Below are 15,358 nucleotides of genomic sequence, written 5' to 3'. Positions count from 1 at the left end.
AACAGCCTGTTCAGCGGAATACTCATACGGCATCTTCATCCTTCATGAAGGTGCTATCCGGAGCATCTCTGACATCTGCAACAAATACGCCATCCTTCGCATTGAGCGTGATGTGTGTAATGGTTATGTTTGCCGCCATTTTCTGTAGCAACAGCAGAGAGAGCGGAGGCAACATTTCACCATCGATGATCGACTCCAGCATGCGGGCTCCGTTTTCAGCGCGGGTGATGCGGCTCATAATTTCGTTCGTCACTTCCGGTTCAATGACAACTTCTGCATCAAAGCGTGAGCGCAGTACTCTCTCCAGACGGCCAAGTTTTCCGGCGATAATGGTGGCCAGCGTTTCTCGCGTCAGTGGAAGATAAGGAACGACCTCCATTCGTGCCAGCAGCGCCGGTTTGAAAAAGTCCGCCAGCACCGGATACAGGGCTTCGTGCATGCTTTCCGGATCATTAGCGTGTTCGACAATAACCTGATAGCCAAGGTTGGAGGTCAGGAAGAACACAATGTTTTTGCAGTCAATAATCCGGCCTTCACCATCGGCCAATTCCCCCTTGTCGAATGCCTGATAAAACAGATTGAGTACATCTGGATGGGCTTTTTCTACCTCATCCAGCAACACGACAGAGTACGGTTTCTGACGGATAGCTTCGGTCAGTACACCACCCTCGCCATAGCCGATATAGCCCGGCGGTGAGCCAATCAGACGCGAAACGGTGTGTTTCTCCTGAAACTCCGACATATTGATGGTGGTGAGATACTGACGCCCTCCATAGAGAAGCTCTGCCAGTTGCAACACGGTCTCGGTTTTGCCAACGCCGCTGGGGCCTGCCAGCAGAAACGCGCCGAGTGGTCGTCCGGGTCGACGCAAGTCCGCCCGTGCGGTCAGCAGATGTTTATGCAAATGCTTAATGGCCAGTTCCTGTCCTTTAATCGTGTCTCCCAACCAGTAAGGCAGATCGGTGATGACGGATATTTCATTCTGCGACAGACGGTTGAGGGGAACGCCTGTCCATTCGGCAATAACGGAGGCAATCTGTTTTTTGTCCACATGAGGTGAGACCAGCAGCTGTGTATGGTGCAGGGCATTTAGCTCATCGCTTAGGGCGATAAGGCGTTCTACTGGAGATGTTGAAACCGCGTCATTTTTTTCGCCCTCATTGGCATTTGCCTGAGTTTCCGGCTGTACATCGTTGTCATCCGCTACTGCAACTTTCGTCAGCAGCGCCTGACGCAGAGCGATAATTTCCTGTACCAGCGTTTGTTGCTGACGCCATGCGTCTTCAAGCGCCAGAAGTTCTGCCTGTGCCGTTTCGTACTGCGTATGGACCTCATCTATTCGCGCGCTGTCCGTACGCAGGCCGATACGAATCTCCCGCTCGAGCTGGCGAATTTCCGCTTCATATTGGTGGCATAGTGTCGTCAGCGCCGAGATTTGCTTCGGGGGTGAAGAGAGGTTAATCGCCACGCGGGCGCAGGCGGTATCCAGTACGTCTATGGCCTTATCCGGCAACTGGCGTCCGGAAAGATAACGCTCACTCAGGGTTGCTGCCGCCTGTAGTGCGTCATCATCAATGAGTACACCGTGCGACTGCTCATACACCGTCGCCAGGCCGCGCAAAATGATGGTAGCTTCTGTCGCCGTCGGCTCACTGACCTTTACAAGCTGAAAACGCCGGGACAGCGCAGCGTCTTTTTCAAAGTATTTTTTGTATTCGCTCCAGGTGGTGGCCGCGATGGTTTTCAGTTCGCCGCGAGCCAGAGCGGGTTTAAGCAGATTGGAAATATCCAGCCCGCCTTGCTGGTTACCTGCACCTATCAGCGTATGGGCTTCATCAATAAACAGGATGATGGGTTTTGGGGACTGTAGAACCTCTGCCATTAACCCTTTAAAGCGTTTTTCGAATTCCCCTTTTACCGATGCGCCTGCCTGCAATGCACCGAGATCCAGCGTCATGATTTCGCAGTGGCGCAGCTTTTCCGGTACCTGGCCGGCAACGATGCGTAACGCCAGTCCTTCAATCAGCGCGCTTTTGCCAACGCCTGCTTCACCTACGACTACAGGGTTATTCTTGCGACGGCGACAAAGAATATCGAGCATCAGGTCAATTTCATTATCACGGCACAGTACGGGATCGAGTCTGCCGTTACGGGCGTCTTCGGTCATGTTCTTCGTATAGCGTGCAAGCCCGCTGTCAGTTAAATTTGCTTCGCTGGTAGGTGAGAAACCTGCATCGCGCAGCGCTATCGATTCTGCTGATTCACTGGTCCACTGCGTAAAATTCTGTCTCAAATGGTCGCGATTAATATTGGTTAACAGGCGGGCAGCCGTCGCCGGTATGTAGCGCAAAGGAGAATGAAGCAGGGCGAGCAGAAGAGTACCGCCCCGCAGCTCTGTCTCTTGCATGTCAGCAGAGGCCAGCAGCCAGCTCTCCTTCAGCCATTCGACTAACATGGGAGAAAACGCCGGGTAGCTGTCGGACGTACGTGTCTGAGGCCAGTTTTCAGCCGTCAACGCTTTGCGAAGCTCATCATGGTTTATACCTGCGCGTTCTGTTATGACCCGCAGGTCGCTACGTGGGGTGCCCAGCATTTGCAGCAGTACGTGGCTGGTGGTGATTTCAGACGCCTGCTGGTTCATGCACTCCAGCGCAGCCGCTTCCAGCGCCTGTTTTGAAAAGGCGTTCAGTCTTTTTACCAGCGTGGACAAATCAATCTGGATCATGGGATATCCTTATCGGAGTAACTTATTTAACTGTTGCAGGATGTCCTGCGTCTGGGCGTCAAGGCGCAGTAGATAAAAGAGATAAAAAAGCACCAGGACGGCTAGCCCGCCCAAAAATACGTGTTTGATGGTCAGACGCTGGTTCAGTCTGTAGAGTCCGCCTTGATGTTTTTTGTCCTGATGCAGCAACGGGGATGGCGCCTCGCCACGCATTGGGTGCAGGACATGGTGCAGACGCCGGTAAACCTGCTCAAATTCGTCCTGATTTGAGGCCGCAACCTTGTAACGACCACGAAAACCTAATGAAAAGCACAGGTAAAGAAACTCAAGTAGATCCTGATAGCGTTTTGGCTCACGAATCAGGCGTTCCAACAGGATAAATATCTTCTCTCCGCCCCAGGTTTCATTATGGAAATGCACTAACAGCGATTGTTTGATCCATTCGTTCTTGTTCGACCAGCCATTGCCCAGCGCTGCTTCGTCAATAAACGTACATAGGATGTAACGAAACGAGACGATAACGCCGGGCTCGTACCCCTGTTCCTGAAGTGACTGCTCAACCGCCTGTATATCGGCGACGACCTGAGTGAACAGATGTTCCGGCATCGTCTGGCTGTGCATATTTTGCAGGCGCATTACCATCCCCAGCAGTGGTGTAGCGGCGTCGACCATCGGATTTAGGCTATTGCCACGTAGCGACAGGCGATACTGACGACCAGAACTGTCCATCTCGTTTTCCAGCGAAGTAAGGGATAAATCGCTCATGGCTTATCCTCTGACTGCCCAGAGCTGGAGATCTAAATCCGGGAACTGTCCGGAAATATGTAATGCGAAAGCACCGGCTTTTTTAACGTCCTGCCAGGCTGGCGTTGCTTTATCCAGTTCAAAGTAAACGTAACCCTCATGGTAGGGTAACTGGCGAGGGGCCGCTGTCAGTGAACGAAGAGGTATTCCCGGAACCTGTACGCTAACGACATTACGAATGTGGGAGGATGATGAAACTTTTGACTGCTGAATAAACTGAACCCGCAGTTTGTCATGTGGTATCCGGGCCCGAACGGCAAGAATAAACGTGGCGGTCTGTAGCAATGAAGGATCGTTGACCGTGGCCATCCAAATACCATCGTTGAACCTCAGAGGCAGGTTCTGTGCGCGCGGCGTCAGTACCGTATTCAGCGCCCGGCGTAGTTCTGGGATCACTGTTTTGAATGTGGTCGTTAAATCACGGTGATTGTAAACCTCCAGCGGACAAGGCTGGCGGCTGGAATCTGTAAATGTCATCAGTTCGCCCAGTAACATCGCCAGATCGAGGTAAACCGTTTCCGGATGCAGAGTGTGGAGATACGAACGATGGGTGAAACGCATCCGGCTGCGGTTGAGCAGTTGTAACATCATAAATTCGGCAATATCGGCGATACCGCTCTGTTCTGGAGAACCGATACGTTTTGCCAGATCGTCGGCGCGATTACTGATAAGTCCCTGGAACTCACCGATGACGTTCTGTAGCACCGGGCTGACGCGAATAGCCTGACAGGTAGGAATAAAATGAGAATCAACATCCAGTTCACCATTCGCCAGCCTTTCACGGATTCGGCACAACGGTAGTACTGTATATGCGCTCAGATCCTCTGCTCCACTCATGATTCTGGGAGCAAGCTGAGCCAGCTCAAGCTGTCGCGATTCACCACCATCGGTATGCAAATCGCGTACGTCTGCGCGGTTCAGGCGATAGCGTCCTTGTGTTTGCCCTGAACTATAGTGGCCTTCAATTTCATTAATCACATCACTGATAACGGGAAGCGCCAGGAAAATGTCATGGCTTCCCGGACGGGACAGATCGCCGGGCTGGTATGGCTGAGGCAGATAATCCTGTTCCGGAAGACTGAATACTGTGCCATCAGCCATACAGCCTTCGGCTCTGTCGAGGGCGATCTTGCCCTGGGCCAGGAGTTCAGTGTTAATCGACAGTTCGGTAAACCCCCATGCAAATTCAACCTGCGCGTTTAGTCGATGCGTGAGCACATAGTCGTTATAACGTTGCTGCTGCTGAAAATGCTGGGGCTGGACAAACGTCCCTTCCTGCCAGACCACTTTATTTTTCATTGTCGCCATAATCAGTAATCCTCCTTCTTTATCTCAATATTGCTCTGGCGTACGTGTACCAGCATGCGGTAACGGTGACCGGTACTCTCTACCGCTTCGAGTTGCTTCCATTCAGTTGTCTGATCGCTTGAAAAATAGGCGGCGATTCCAATAAACTGCGTTTTTTCATCCAGTTGTATTGGTTGCAGCGTTTTGATGGCGTCTGGCAACAACGTGAAATCCTGATGGTCGATATAGTTTTTTCCCAACACATCAGGAAGTGGTGAAGTGGCGACCAGATCGTAATCGGCAGCCTGTAACTTCGAATCGTCGCTCATATAAATCAACTGGAGATCTATCGGCGTCGCTTCACCGCTACCGTTGAGATTGGTGTCCGGCTCAGTTAACAGCGTTATTGTTAGCTCTGAAGGTTGGGTAGCCAGGCTGCCGACCTGGATTCCTGGATCGGTGATGACTTTTCCGATTTTCTTCGTCATTTCACAACCCGTTATCGCCCCGAGCAGTAACGACATAGCGGCGTAAAACACTGCGTTACGCCATCTCATTCTTCTGATGCTCGTTGTTTGTCACGTAGTACGCGATCGTAAACCTGGGCATAGACTTCGCTGAACAACATTTCGAATCCCTGCTGACGGCTGGATGCCAGCTCTTCGTAATAACTGCTGTACATGCGCCATGCCCAAGCGTCGTCCATTTCCTGGCGCTGTTCATTGCTGCGGCGATACTGGACGAAACGGCGCATCAGGCTGGCGGGAGAAAAGGCATCCAGCATGATGCGTAATGCTTCGGTTATGGCTGCCTGATTAGCCTGCTCATGGTGATGAATATTGCGCAGGCTCTCTTCAATCGCGGAAGGCGCTGCAAGATGTACCGGACTTCTATTTTCGGCAAACATCACGCTGAGTGCCGTATCGTAATCAAGGTTGAGGCGTAGCGGGTTATCTTCCAGAGGCCGCAGATGCTTATCCGACAGGCTATTTTGCTGATGTTGCAGGTTGAGAAGACCTTTGATGGCTTTTTGCAGGGCGCGTCCAATTTCTTCCAGAAAGTCATCGGCCTCCTGTGAATTGCGGATGGACAGCGAACAGCCCAGTCCTCTCATTAGCGGCGAAAGAGCAAGATGACGATGGTTCATATTCTCATGAAAAAATTCATCACCTGATTCATCGGTATTTTGTTGAGCATCGGATGCCGGCAGATCCATAAAACGATGCTCGATGCCCCCTGATTCGGTTACATCCGACATTGGCGGCGTGCTGGAGGGAGAGGTATTGTATGCTCCAGGCATATTAGTCAGTGACTCGGTCTGTAGCACCTGCAAGGGATCGGTTGAAAATGCGTGCGCGACGGTTTGGGCAATATCATGTCGTATGGACATTCCTGGATAGTGCGGCTGGCCGTCAGTTGTAAGCAGGGTATTCACCAGGTTATCGCGATTCATCACAATGGTTTCCGGGGTTGCCATCTGTTTGTCATAACTGATGATTTCTCCCTGATGCAAAAAAGCTTTTAGCGTCAGAGATCCCAACAGGATCTCGTCGCCCTGACGCAGACGTACCAGACCTGAGTTGACAGGCACCGGCGCCTGGTTAATAGCGATGTCTGACGAGTGGCTCTTTATGCAGAATGCGCCGTCGTGCCAGATGACGGTAAATGCCTGTTCGCTGACAGTGTTTCCACGATCCTGGACTGACCAGCGGCAGCTTTCTGCATGGCCGACGCTACCTCCATCGGTGGTGAACAGGGCCGACACCGCACGTCCACTCTCCAGCTCATTACCGTTAATGACCTGTAGGGACAGGGTTGGGGAGTGTTGTTGTTTTCCTTCCTGCATTCTCTGCTCCATATGAATGTTTATTTATCCCCGGCCTTTAATCGTTATGAAGGGTTGTTCTTCCGGTTTGCCTATAAAACTTGTCCAGCCCAGGCGCGCGTTTTTCTTGTCCCCGAGCCGCATTCCTTCGGCCTGATCCGGTGCCAAACCCAGCCGGAGATCCCATGCAAGCTGGTCGCGCAGGATGAACGCAACAAACATGGATAACGGTTCAAAATTTTCACCGGAGGGAAGAAAAGAAAGAAAGCGCTCCCGTGAGAGGTTATTGATGCATAAGAGAAATTTTCCGCTCCGGTCAGGTACTCGTGCCCCAAGAGTGAAGTTGCGGCCCAGCGTGGATTTCTGCCCGGAAATGCGGTGGCCTTTTTTTACCACCATACCCAGACGATTTTGTTTACCAGAGGGAATATCCATTTTGCGTAACTGCCAGCTCTGTAACGTCACGTCGGGCAAATCGAAACAGTGTGCGATGAGATTGCAGATCACTTCTGGCGAACGTCCGGGACTGGCCAGTATGCTGGCATAGGCCAGCATTTTGCAGTGATTAACAGTTAGTTTACTTCGCTCTTCCTGGCTTCCCAGGCCGAGCAGAGCGAACATGCGTTGGGAAAAAACATCTACGCCGCCATGTCGAAAACAGATGTGATAGCGATATTTACGCCAGATCTGCCAGACAAACTGCGTCCAGCGATGGCTGAACAGATCAAGAAGTTCTGCAACAGGGCTGCCTTCATGTGCGGCTTCGTAAGCCATATCTTCCAGGTAATAGCCCGGCAGGGGCGACTGGCTTCCAGTGAGTCCCAGAAATGCTGTTGTCACCACATACTGATCATTCTGATTTTTAGTCAGATGATTAACGTCACTTCCAGGAAACGCGATGCTGCTGTCAGAATGAAACAGAATCGCTTCCTGCGAGGGCTCTGTCCGCAGAGGAAAGTTGGGATCCGGAATCGATTTTTTCCTGCGCAGTATTTCTGCCAGCGTAAAGAAGTTATACCGGCGGATATTTGCTGAAGAAAACGCTTCTGGTTCGCTTAGATCAGTGGGTGCTGGCCCATTTTTTCCTGCCATTCCCAGGTCTCCTGATTTTCAGTATTAACGACGGTCAGTTCATGGAATGAATTGACGCTGGCATACAAAGAAAAGAAATGCGACAGTACCGAGCCCAGCAAATACACCTCTCCTGCACAGGTAAAAGGTCGTGGATCGATCCAGAGGGTTGATGTCAGTCCGCGCACAGGTACGCCATTGAAAAGACTGTCTGCCGGATGAGTCTCCAAACGTTGAATTGCATCCAGTTTCAGCTGGGATAAACGGGCTTTTTGAGGACTTCCTGCTCCGTGGCGGTCATAAGTTCTTAAAACCTGAACCAGTGCGTTCTTATCCAGCAGTGAGAAATAGTTCAGACTGACGCTGGATATAAGCGCCCAGTGCAGCTTCCCATTCTCTACGGGGGGAAGGGGCTGTGTCGGGTGTGTCACGTTACGAAGGGATACCACCGCTGCATTTTTCCCCGTAGCGGTATTAATGTCTCCCACGCGCAAATGTGTGGGGAGTTCCCGATTCGTGCAAAGTAGGGAAACTGAGACAGTTTCATTTTTTAGTAATGTGCTTTCCGGCTGGCTACCGTCCGCATGAACAAAAGAAAGAGAATGATCCATCCCCTTCCGGAACAGCGATGATTTTGTCCTGTGGTGGTAATAAACGACCTCATTATGCTGGCCATATTCCGCCTGGTGGTTATAACTTTCAAAGTTGGGCCAGTGGTAAACGCCTTGTGCCAGTTCAGGACGTGTGCTGACAGAAAAATCTCCCTTTGTCTTATGCGAGCCTCTGCGGGACTCTTTGCTCTGACTGTAGACATCACAAACAGAAAAAATATCGTAAGCGTCAGGAAATCTGCGGCTGGCGCGTAGCGGATATTCACGATTGGTTTCATCAAGAGAGATGGGTTCTGCCTGATGGCTGAAGAGATTAACTGCCGGCGTACAGAACAGGCGCAGTGAATCATTACGGAGCTTGATATCCAGTGGCAAAGGACGGGAAAAACGCAACCGCAGCGTAAAAGCAGAGGCCGACAAATTAGCTGGAAGAGGCCGGATCCCCTTGATGTCAAAAAAGAAAAAACCTTCCGGGAAACAAAAATATTCCAGCAAGATACGATAACCGCTATAGGTATTTTTCGGCCACGGCAGAAGGGTATCCTGTTTTTCAAATCCGACAGGTACCGGCATGAAATCAGGCAAAGCGATATGCTGTTCATTGACAAGGATTTCAGCATCCAGCAGGTACTCGTTTAGCCACAGATGAAGCTGATATCGGGTATAGTTATCATCATTTCCCAGCCAAAAGCGCAGCTTGTTGAGGTCTATTTTGCTTAGATCGGCGTTCGGGTTGACTGCAAAAGTTATATCAATTACGCCATATTTATGGCTGCTATGATTTTCCACATTGCTGATGCTGACGGGCAGCAGCCATACGTCACGGCAGAGGGTAAACGTACACGAAAGAGATAGATCCTGCTCTTCGTTCCCGTGGGTAAATACATTGTTAAAAGAATGGTCTTTATCCGGTGCGGACAGCACCGTCTCATTCCGGGGGATCAGAATCTCTGTGGTCAGGTTATGGACATCCGGCGTGTACTCTATCACCGTCATGCTGGGAACCGGACGGAGATAATTGGGCAACAGCAGATTTATGAGGCTGTAGGTGAATTCCGGGAATTCGTCCTCAATTTTTTGTCTCAGTTTTCCTGACAGAAGTGAAAAACCTTCCAGAAGGCGCTCAATGTCCGGGTCGGCCTCTTTCTCTGCGAGAAAACTGGCCAGTTGCGGCTTTTCCTTTGCCAGCATTTTGCCCAGCTGTCGAAGATAATCCAGTTCCTGCCGGAAATAACTTTCATCAAATGCCATAGCAGTCAGTCCATTTTGAAGTGCTGGTGAGTACTCATAGACATGTCGAATTCCATCGCATCTCTAATACCCCCGAAGTTCAGCGTGGCTACAACATGAAAACGCAAATCCAGCGGGGTGTTACTCTCTGCCATGACCGCGGATACTTCGACGGCGGAGATCCGAGGTTCATAATGCAGAATACAGTCACGGATCGTGTTCGTGATTACCTGATAAAAATCGGTGGTGGGGGTGACCGCGTCATTGAAATCAACGATGCCCAAGCCAGGCGTGCCCTGACAGTTACCGTGCCGGGTATTAAGTATATTTTGCAGATTCTGGAAAATAGACTGCCTGAGCGTTGTCGCGCTGGTTTTGCGCTCCATCCCAGCATGAGCGTTACGGATACGCTCAAACAGCGTACCTGCAAATCTACCCCGGCCCGGTAACATTACGGTCATTCCTTATCCAACCGTCCGACAAGCGACAGATCAATGCTTGCACCCATGTATTTAAAATGGGGACGTGCAGAGAGGGCCACCTGATACCAGCCTGGTTCGCCTTCTACATCATGAACCTCAATTTTGACAGCGCGGAGCGGCTTACGACTGCGAACTTCTGCCGGCGGATTTTCTTGGTCGGCAACGTACTGACGGATCCATGTGTTCAGTTCCCTTTCAAGATCGCCGCGTTCTTTCCATGAGCCAATCTGCTCACGTTGCAGAACCTTGATATAGTGCGCCAGGCGGGAGATGATAAACAGGTATGGTAACTGCGTACCCAGCCTGAAGTTTGTCTCCGCAGCTTTGCCTTCCGGTGTATTAGGAAACTTTTTAGCTTTCTGCACCGAACTTGCGGAGAAAAACGCCGCGTTATCGCTGCCCTTACGCATGGTGAGGGTGATAAAGCCCTCTTCAGCAAGTTCGTATTCACGCCTGTCAGTAATCAGTACTTCTGTCGGGATTTTGGACTGAATTTGTCCCATAGCTTCAAACAAATGTACCGGCAGGTCTCTTACCGCACCACCGCTCTGCGGCCCGATAATGTTCGGACACCAGCGGTACTTAGCAAAGCTGTCCGTGATGTTGCAAGCAAGCGCAAACGCACTGTTTCCCCAGAGGAAGTGTTCATGGGACTGACTTACATCCTCTCTGTAATTGAATAACTTAGTTGGGTTTTCAGTCGCGGAGTAAGGCTGGCGGAGCAGGGTTCGAACGGTAGTCAACCCCAGGTAGCGTGAATCATCGGATTCACGCAAAGAACGCCATTTTGAATAGGCTGGCCCCTCAAAAATGGCATAAAGATCCTTGATATTTGGCAGTTCTGTATATGAGTTGAGACCGAAAAACTCTGGGGATGCAGCGGAAATAAAAGGCGCATGCGCCATAGCTCCGACCGCTGTAACGTATTGCATCAGTTTCTGATGGGGCGTGGTGTTTTTGAACGCATAAGCGCCAATCACCGCCGCCACTGGCTCTCCGCCAAATTGTCCGAAACCAGAAGAATAGACATGTTTGTAGTAGCCAGACTGTGTGATTTCTGGTGCAAATTCAAAATCGTCCAGCAGCTCTTCTTCCGTTGCATGCAGTACATGGATTTTAATGTTTTCACGGAAATCGGTGCGGTCAACCAGCAGTTTCAGAGAACGCCAGAAGGATTCCACGCGCTGAAATTTATCTGAATGAACTATTTCATTCATCTGGTTGCTCATCTTTTCATCGATTTCAGTAATCATACTGTCGATGGCAAACCGGTTAATGGGTTCTTCCTGATGGTTTCCCTGCAAAATACTGGCAATAAATGCGGTTACGCCCTGTCTGGCGATATCATAGCTTTCTGATTCCGGCTGAATACGAGTCTGCGCCATGATTTGGTCCAGCAGTGAGGTAGACTCGCTGTGCTGTTTTGCATGGTCGGCAACGAGAGTTTCTTCCTGTAAAGACATACTAAATACCTCCCTGTTTAGATTTACTTGTTAACAATATCCAGTTCTTTGAGAAGCTGTTCGCGAGTTTCTTCGTTCTCCAGCAATGCCTGAAGCTGCGCGCGGAACTGCGGGATATTTCCCATCGGACCTTTAAGTGCGACCAGCGCTTCACGCAGATCCAGAAGCTTCTTCAATTCGGGCACTTGCTTTGCGATGCTGTCGGGAGAAAAATCATCCAGCGATTTCAAATCCATGTGGACACATAGCTCGTCATCAGGTGTTTCGCTGAGCCGGTTTTTGACATTAAAATTCAGATTTATTCCTGTCTCGGAAATAACCGAATTGAAATTGTTTTTGTTAACGGAGACAGCATGTCTCTCATCTAAAGATGAGTTGTCCGATTTTCCCGTGTCGCCCGTGATTAACAGGTTGAGCGGAAGTTCGATCTCGGATTGCTGACCATCCGTTTTGGGTACGTAACGGATATTAATTCTCTCTTTTGGGGCAACGCTTCCATCGTTTTTTTTGCTATTCATATGAATATAATCCTTGTGAATAATATATTGGCAAACCGAGTGGTATAATAGATTCCCATTATTTAATTGCTTCGATTAATTCATTTCAATGATAATAAATAAGAGAAAACTGCGATAACAAGTCTTAATTGTTTGTTTTTCAGTAGCTTATCATTGATATCTTTGGTGTGTGCACTGTTTTTGTTTGTGATGTCTTTCCAAAGATAGATCATTGAAAATAATTTTGCGTGATCCATATCATGTATATTACTTGGCTGTTGTTAGATACTCAAATGAATTTTAAAGGAGAGCTTTGAGTAAAGGTCATGCATTTTTTAGAGACTTGCCTTTCTCTTTTTCAATGATTTTCAGGCTGCGACGCATGGAAGGTGTGGATTCTTGCTTATGCGATGGTTTGTTTTTTATAGGTCCGATTCCCTACTATTGCGGGGCATCAAGTGAGTTATTAGTATTACTCGGGTGATACTTGTGTCTTATTTTATCAATCATACAGTGGTTATGGGTGCTGGATAATATTTGTCAGGTGTTAATGAGTTGAGTGATTAATTGATACTGATGATGTGTTCTTCAGCAAATAACTGTTATTTATATGTAATCAAAATTGTAAAGGAGTTTGCAAATGCCAACACCGTGCTATATCTCTATTACCGGCAAGACCCAGGGAAATATTACACAGGGCGCGTTTACTGCGGAATCTGTGGGTAATATCTACGTTCAGGGGCATGAAGATGAGATGCTGGTACAGGAATTTCAGCATACTGTCACAGTACCAACCGATCCTCAATCCGGTCAGCCTGCTGGGCAGCGCGCACATAAGCCGTTTATTTTCACCGTTGCACTGAATAAATCAGTTCCGTTGTTATATAACGCGCTGGCTTCTGGAGAAATGTTGCCAAAGACAGAACTGCACTGGTACAGAACGTCTGTTGAAGGGAAGCAGGAGCACTTCTTCACCACCCGCCTTACTGACTCCACTATTGTGGATATCGACTGCACTATGCCGCACTGCCAGGATGCGGAAAAGCGTGAATTCACCCAACTAATTAAAGTGTCTTTAGCTTATCGTAAGATCGAATGGGAGCACGTTACTGCGGGTACTTCCGGTGCTGACGACTGGCGGGCCCCGCTGGAAGCGTAATCTTTTTAGCATGAAAGGCACTTCGTTTTATGGAGTGCCTTAATATTTTGTAGGATCAGGAAGGTTGCTATGTCGTCACAAGGACTGCGTTTTACGCTGGATATTGAAGGGCTCCCATCGAATATGTTCCCGGTGGTCGATTTTTGCTTGAACGAGTCGCTTTCTTCCCTTTTTCGCATTGACGTGAGCGTATCCAGTGAATACTTCACCTCCCTGAGTCATGAGATGGTGACGGAAAAAACCGCCAGCCTGAAAATCTGGGAAGGAGAATCTCTTCTTCGCCACGTGAAAGGTATTGTTACCGGCTTCAGCCGGGGAGAGTCAGACGGTCAGCGGACCGATTACTGGCTGGAAATTCACCCCCCGTTCTGGCGCAGCGCCCTGAGGCAGAATTTTCGCAGTTTTCAGAATCAGGATATCGAAACCATTATCACCACGCTGCTGGGCGAGAATGGCGTGACCGAGTACAGCCCTCTGCTGGGAGATGCCCATCCGTCGCGTGAATTCTGTGTCCAGTATGGCGAAACGGATTATGATTTCCTGCTCCGGCTGATGGCGGAGGAGGGTATCTTTTTTTATGAAGAGTATGCTGACGATGGTGTCAGTCAGTGGCTTATTCTTGCTGATAACGTGGCATACCTCCCTGATCCTATAGAAATCCCGTATAACCCGGATAAGTCTTCCGGGACGACCACCGACCATATTGACCAGTTCAGTCACAGTTTCCAGGTTCGTCCTTCCTCTGTGGTCTCGCAGGATTACACGTTTAAACGACCAAAATGGCGCGGGCGATTTGATCATGCCGGAGAAAATATCGGCTGGCAGCGTGACCAGTACGAAATCTTTGACTATCCGGGGCGTTTCAAGGATGAGCAGCACGGTCAGGAATTTGTCCGCAGGCAGGTGGCAGGTCTGCGTAACGGTGCTGAGACAGCCCTGTGCAATACAGGCTCACCGAAGTTATGGCCGGGGATGCGCTTTACGATGACGGGGCATCCGCTGGAAAGCCTGAATACCACATGGCAGGTAGTGAGCTGCGATATGCGCGGCGAACAGCCACAGGCTGTGCCGGGTTCCACGGGTGAAGGCACCACGCTCAAAAATCAGGTTCATGTGATACCGGCAGACAGAACATGGCATTCTGCGCCGCTGCCTAAACCCCGGGTGGATGGTCCTCAGTCCGCGACGGTAACGGGGCCGGAAGGCGAGGAAATTTTCTGCGATGAATACGGTCGCGTGCGGGTGAAGTTCGCCTGGGACCGCTATAACAATGCGAACGAGGACAGTTCGTGCTGGGTGCGGGTGTCGCAGGCATGGGCGGGAACGGGCTTCGGCAATCTAGCCATTCCGCGAGTGGGTCAGGAAGTGATTGTCGACTTTCTCAATGGCGACCCGGACCAGCCCATTATTATGGGGCGCGCTTACCACGAGAATAACCGCTCCCCGGGACGTCTGCCGGGCACGAAAACACAGATGACCATCCGCTCGAAAACCTATAAAGGCAGCGGGTTTAATGAACTGCGGTTTGAGGATGCGACAGACAATGAGCAGATCTATATCCATGCGCAGAAAAACATGGACACCGAGGTGCTGAACAACCGCACCACCGATGTGAAGGTGAATCATACAGAAACTATCGGTGCCAATCAGGTGATTACCGTTAAGCAGAATCAGACCCAGACGGTGGTACAGAACCAGCAGGAAACCATCGGGCAGAACCAGTCTGTCACCGTCGGGCTGAATCAAGCAGAAACGGTGGGTATCGTTCGCGCCCTGAGCGTAGGGGTGGCATATCAGACCACTGTAGGGGGGGTGATGAATACCTCCGTGGCGCTGATGCAGTCCTCGCAGGTCGGTATTCAGAAATCCCTTCTGGTTGGTAAAGGGTATGACGTCAGCGTGGGGGAAAACGTCAACTTCACGGTGGGAAAAACTCGTAGGGAAAGTGCTGGGAAAGTGGCGGTCTACAGCGCCGGAGAACATCTTGAGCTGGTCTGTGGCCAGGCCAGGCTGGTACTGACGCAGGACGGCGGCATCTTCCTGAACGGTACGGCGATAAACCTTCAGGGGGCACAGATCATCAGCGGCGACGGGCCGGTGATTAACTGGAACTGCGGGGCGGCAAAAACGCCACCGGACGCGCCGGAGTCGTGAAGCCCTGACAGGACCAGAACATAAAAACCATTAACAGAAGGAACTGATAA

12 protein-coding genes are annotated in these 15,358 nt (G+C 50.3%); 2 read left to right on the top strand and 10 right to left on the bottom strand.

Translation table 11 applies throughout. From position 1 onward, the window contains the following. Positions 1-22: 22 nt before the first annotated feature. From tssH to tssB, 10 genes are read right to left on the bottom strand one after another with little or no spacing between them, the layout of a single operon-like run. On the bottom strand, positions 23-2,725 hold the full coding sequence (gene tssH, locus IM267_RS13740; protein WP_193033594.1) for a type VI secretion system ATPase TssH: 2,703 nt from the start codon (positions 2,723-2,725) through the stop codon (positions 23-25). A gap of 9 nt (positions 2,726-2,734) precedes the next feature. Further along, positions 2,735-3,490, bottom strand: a complete 756-nt coding sequence (gene icmH / locus IM267_RS13735) for a type IVB secretion system protein IcmH/DotU (RefSeq protein ID WP_193033593.1) — start codon at positions 3,488-3,490, stop codon at positions 2,735-2,737. A 3-nt stretch (positions 3,491-3,493) separates the two neighbouring features. Further along, a complete protein-coding gene (gene tssK, locus IM267_RS13730; RefSeq protein WP_193033592.1) occupies positions 3,494-4,837 on the bottom strand; it encodes a type VI secretion system baseplate subunit TssK in 1,344 nt (447 codons plus the stop codon). Between the two features lie 2 nt (positions 4,838-4,839). Further along, a complete protein-coding gene (tssJ, locus tag IM267_RS13725; protein ID WP_370551737.1) occupies positions 4,840-5,340 on the bottom strand; it encodes a type VI secretion system lipoprotein TssJ in 501 nt (166 codons plus the stop codon). 29 nt (positions 5,341-5,369) lie between these two features. Next, positions 5,370-6,662: a type VI secretion system-associated FHA domain protein TagH gene (gene tagH / locus IM267_RS13720; RefSeq protein ID WP_193033590.1), complete on the bottom strand. Its 1,293-nt coding sequence runs from the start codon at positions 6,660-6,662 to the stop codon at positions 5,370-5,372. A gap of 24 nt (positions 6,663-6,686) precedes the next feature. After that, on the bottom strand, positions 6,687-7,733 hold the full coding sequence (gene tssG / locus IM267_RS13715) for a type VI secretion system baseplate subunit TssG (protein ID WP_193033589.1): 1,047 nt from the start codon (positions 7,731-7,733) through the stop codon (positions 6,687-6,689). Further along, positions 7,697-9,574 (bottom strand): type VI secretion system baseplate subunit TssF, encoded by a 1,878-nt coding sequence (gene tssF, locus IM267_RS13710; protein WP_193033588.1) that lies wholly within the window; start codon positions 9,572-9,574, stop codon positions 7,697-7,699. Before tssF ends, tssG begins: the two co-directional genes overlap by 37 nt. Positions 9,575-9,579: 5 nt before the next feature. Next, entirely contained in the window at positions 9,580-10,014 is a 435-nt protein-coding gene (tssE, locus tag IM267_RS13705) for a type VI secretion system baseplate subunit TssE (protein ID WP_193033587.1), read from the bottom strand. Continuing rightward, positions 10,011-11,498, bottom strand: coding sequence for a type VI secretion system contractile sheath large subunit (tssC, locus tag IM267_RS13700; RefSeq protein ID WP_193033586.1), 1,488 nt, complete (start codon positions 11,496-11,498; stop codon positions 10,011-10,013). The genes tssE and tssC overlap by 4 nt, the downstream gene beginning before the upstream one ends. Positions 11,499-11,521: 23 nt before the next feature. Then, the gene (gene tssB, locus IM267_RS13695; RefSeq protein WP_063451217.1) at positions 11,522-12,016 is read right to left on the bottom strand and encodes a type VI secretion system contractile sheath small subunit; all 495 of its coding nucleotides are present in this window, start codon (positions 12,014-12,016) and stop codon (positions 11,522-11,524) included. Between the two features lie 619 nt (positions 12,017-12,635). On the opposite strand from tssB, the gene IM267_RS13690 reads away from it, so the two are divergent. Both IM267_RS13690 and tssI read left to right on the top strand, forming a co-directional pair. Beyond that, entirely contained in the window at positions 12,636-13,154 is a 519-nt protein-coding gene (locus IM267_RS13690; protein ID WP_063451218.1) for an Hcp family type VI secretion system effector, read from the top strand. Positions 13,155-13,223: 69 nt separating this feature from the next. Then, a complete protein-coding gene (tssI, locus tag IM267_RS13685; protein WP_193033585.1) occupies positions 13,224-15,308 on the top strand; it encodes a type VI secretion system tip protein TssI/VgrG in 2,085 nt (694 codons plus the stop codon). Positions 15,309-15,358 lie beyond the last annotated feature (50 nt).

The sequence above is a fragment of the Enterobacter cloacae complex sp. P15RS genome, from assembly GCF_014895905.1.
In the GTDB taxonomy this organism is placed as follows: Bacteria; Pseudomonadota; Gammaproteobacteria; order Enterobacterales; family Enterobacteriaceae; genus Enterobacter; species Enterobacter quasihormaechei.
Note: the sequence above shows the minus strand (reverse complement) of the source record. Positions and strands in the feature narration are given on the sequence as shown.

What these genes read in the sequence shown, in the direction of transcription:
- tssH (WP_193033594.1), bottom strand. Translation starts at nt 2,725, where the DNA reads ATGATCCAGATTGATTTGTCCACGCTGGTAAAAAGACTGAACGCCTTT.
- icmH (WP_193033593.1), bottom strand. Translation starts at nt 3,490, where the DNA reads ATGAGCGATTTATCCCTTACTTCGCTGGAAAACGAGATGGACAGTTCT.
- tssK (WP_193033592.1), bottom strand. Translation starts at nt 4,837, where the DNA reads ATGGCGACAATGAAAAATAAAGTGGTCTGGCAGGAAGGGACGTTTGTC.
- tssJ (WP_370551737.1), bottom strand. Translation starts at nt 5,340, where the DNA reads ATGTCGTTACTGCTCGGGGCGATAACGGGTTGTGAAATGACGAAGAAA.
- tagH (WP_193033590.1), bottom strand. Translation starts at nt 6,662, where the DNA reads ATGCAGGAAGGAAAACAACAACACTCCCCAACCCTGTCCCTACAGGTC.
- tssG (WP_193033589.1), bottom strand. Translation starts at nt 7,733, where the DNA reads ATGGCAGGAAAAAATGGGCCAGCACCCACTGATCTAAGCGAACCAGAA.
- tssF (WP_193033588.1), bottom strand. Translation starts at nt 9,574, where the DNA reads ATGGCATTTGATGAAAGTTATTTCCGGCAGGAACTGGATTATCTTCGA.
- tssE (WP_193033587.1), bottom strand. Translation starts at nt 10,014, where the DNA reads ATGACCGTAATGTTACCGGGCCGGGGTAGATTTGCAGGTACGCTGTTT.
- tssC (WP_193033586.1), bottom strand. Translation starts at nt 11,498, where the DNA reads ATGTCTTTACAGGAAGAAACTCTCGTTGCCGACCATGCAAAACAGCAC.
- tssB (WP_063451217.1), bottom strand. Translation starts at nt 12,016, where the DNA reads ATGAATAGCAAAAAAAACGATGGAAGCGTTGCCCCAAAAGAGAGAATT.
- IM267_RS13690 (WP_063451218.1), top strand. Translation starts at nt 12,636, where the DNA reads ATGCCAACACCGTGCTATATCTCTATTACCGGCAAGACCCAGGGAAAT.
- tssI (WP_193033585.1), top strand. Translation starts at nt 13,224, where the DNA reads ATGTCGTCACAAGGACTGCGTTTTACGCTGGATATTGAAGGGCTCCCA.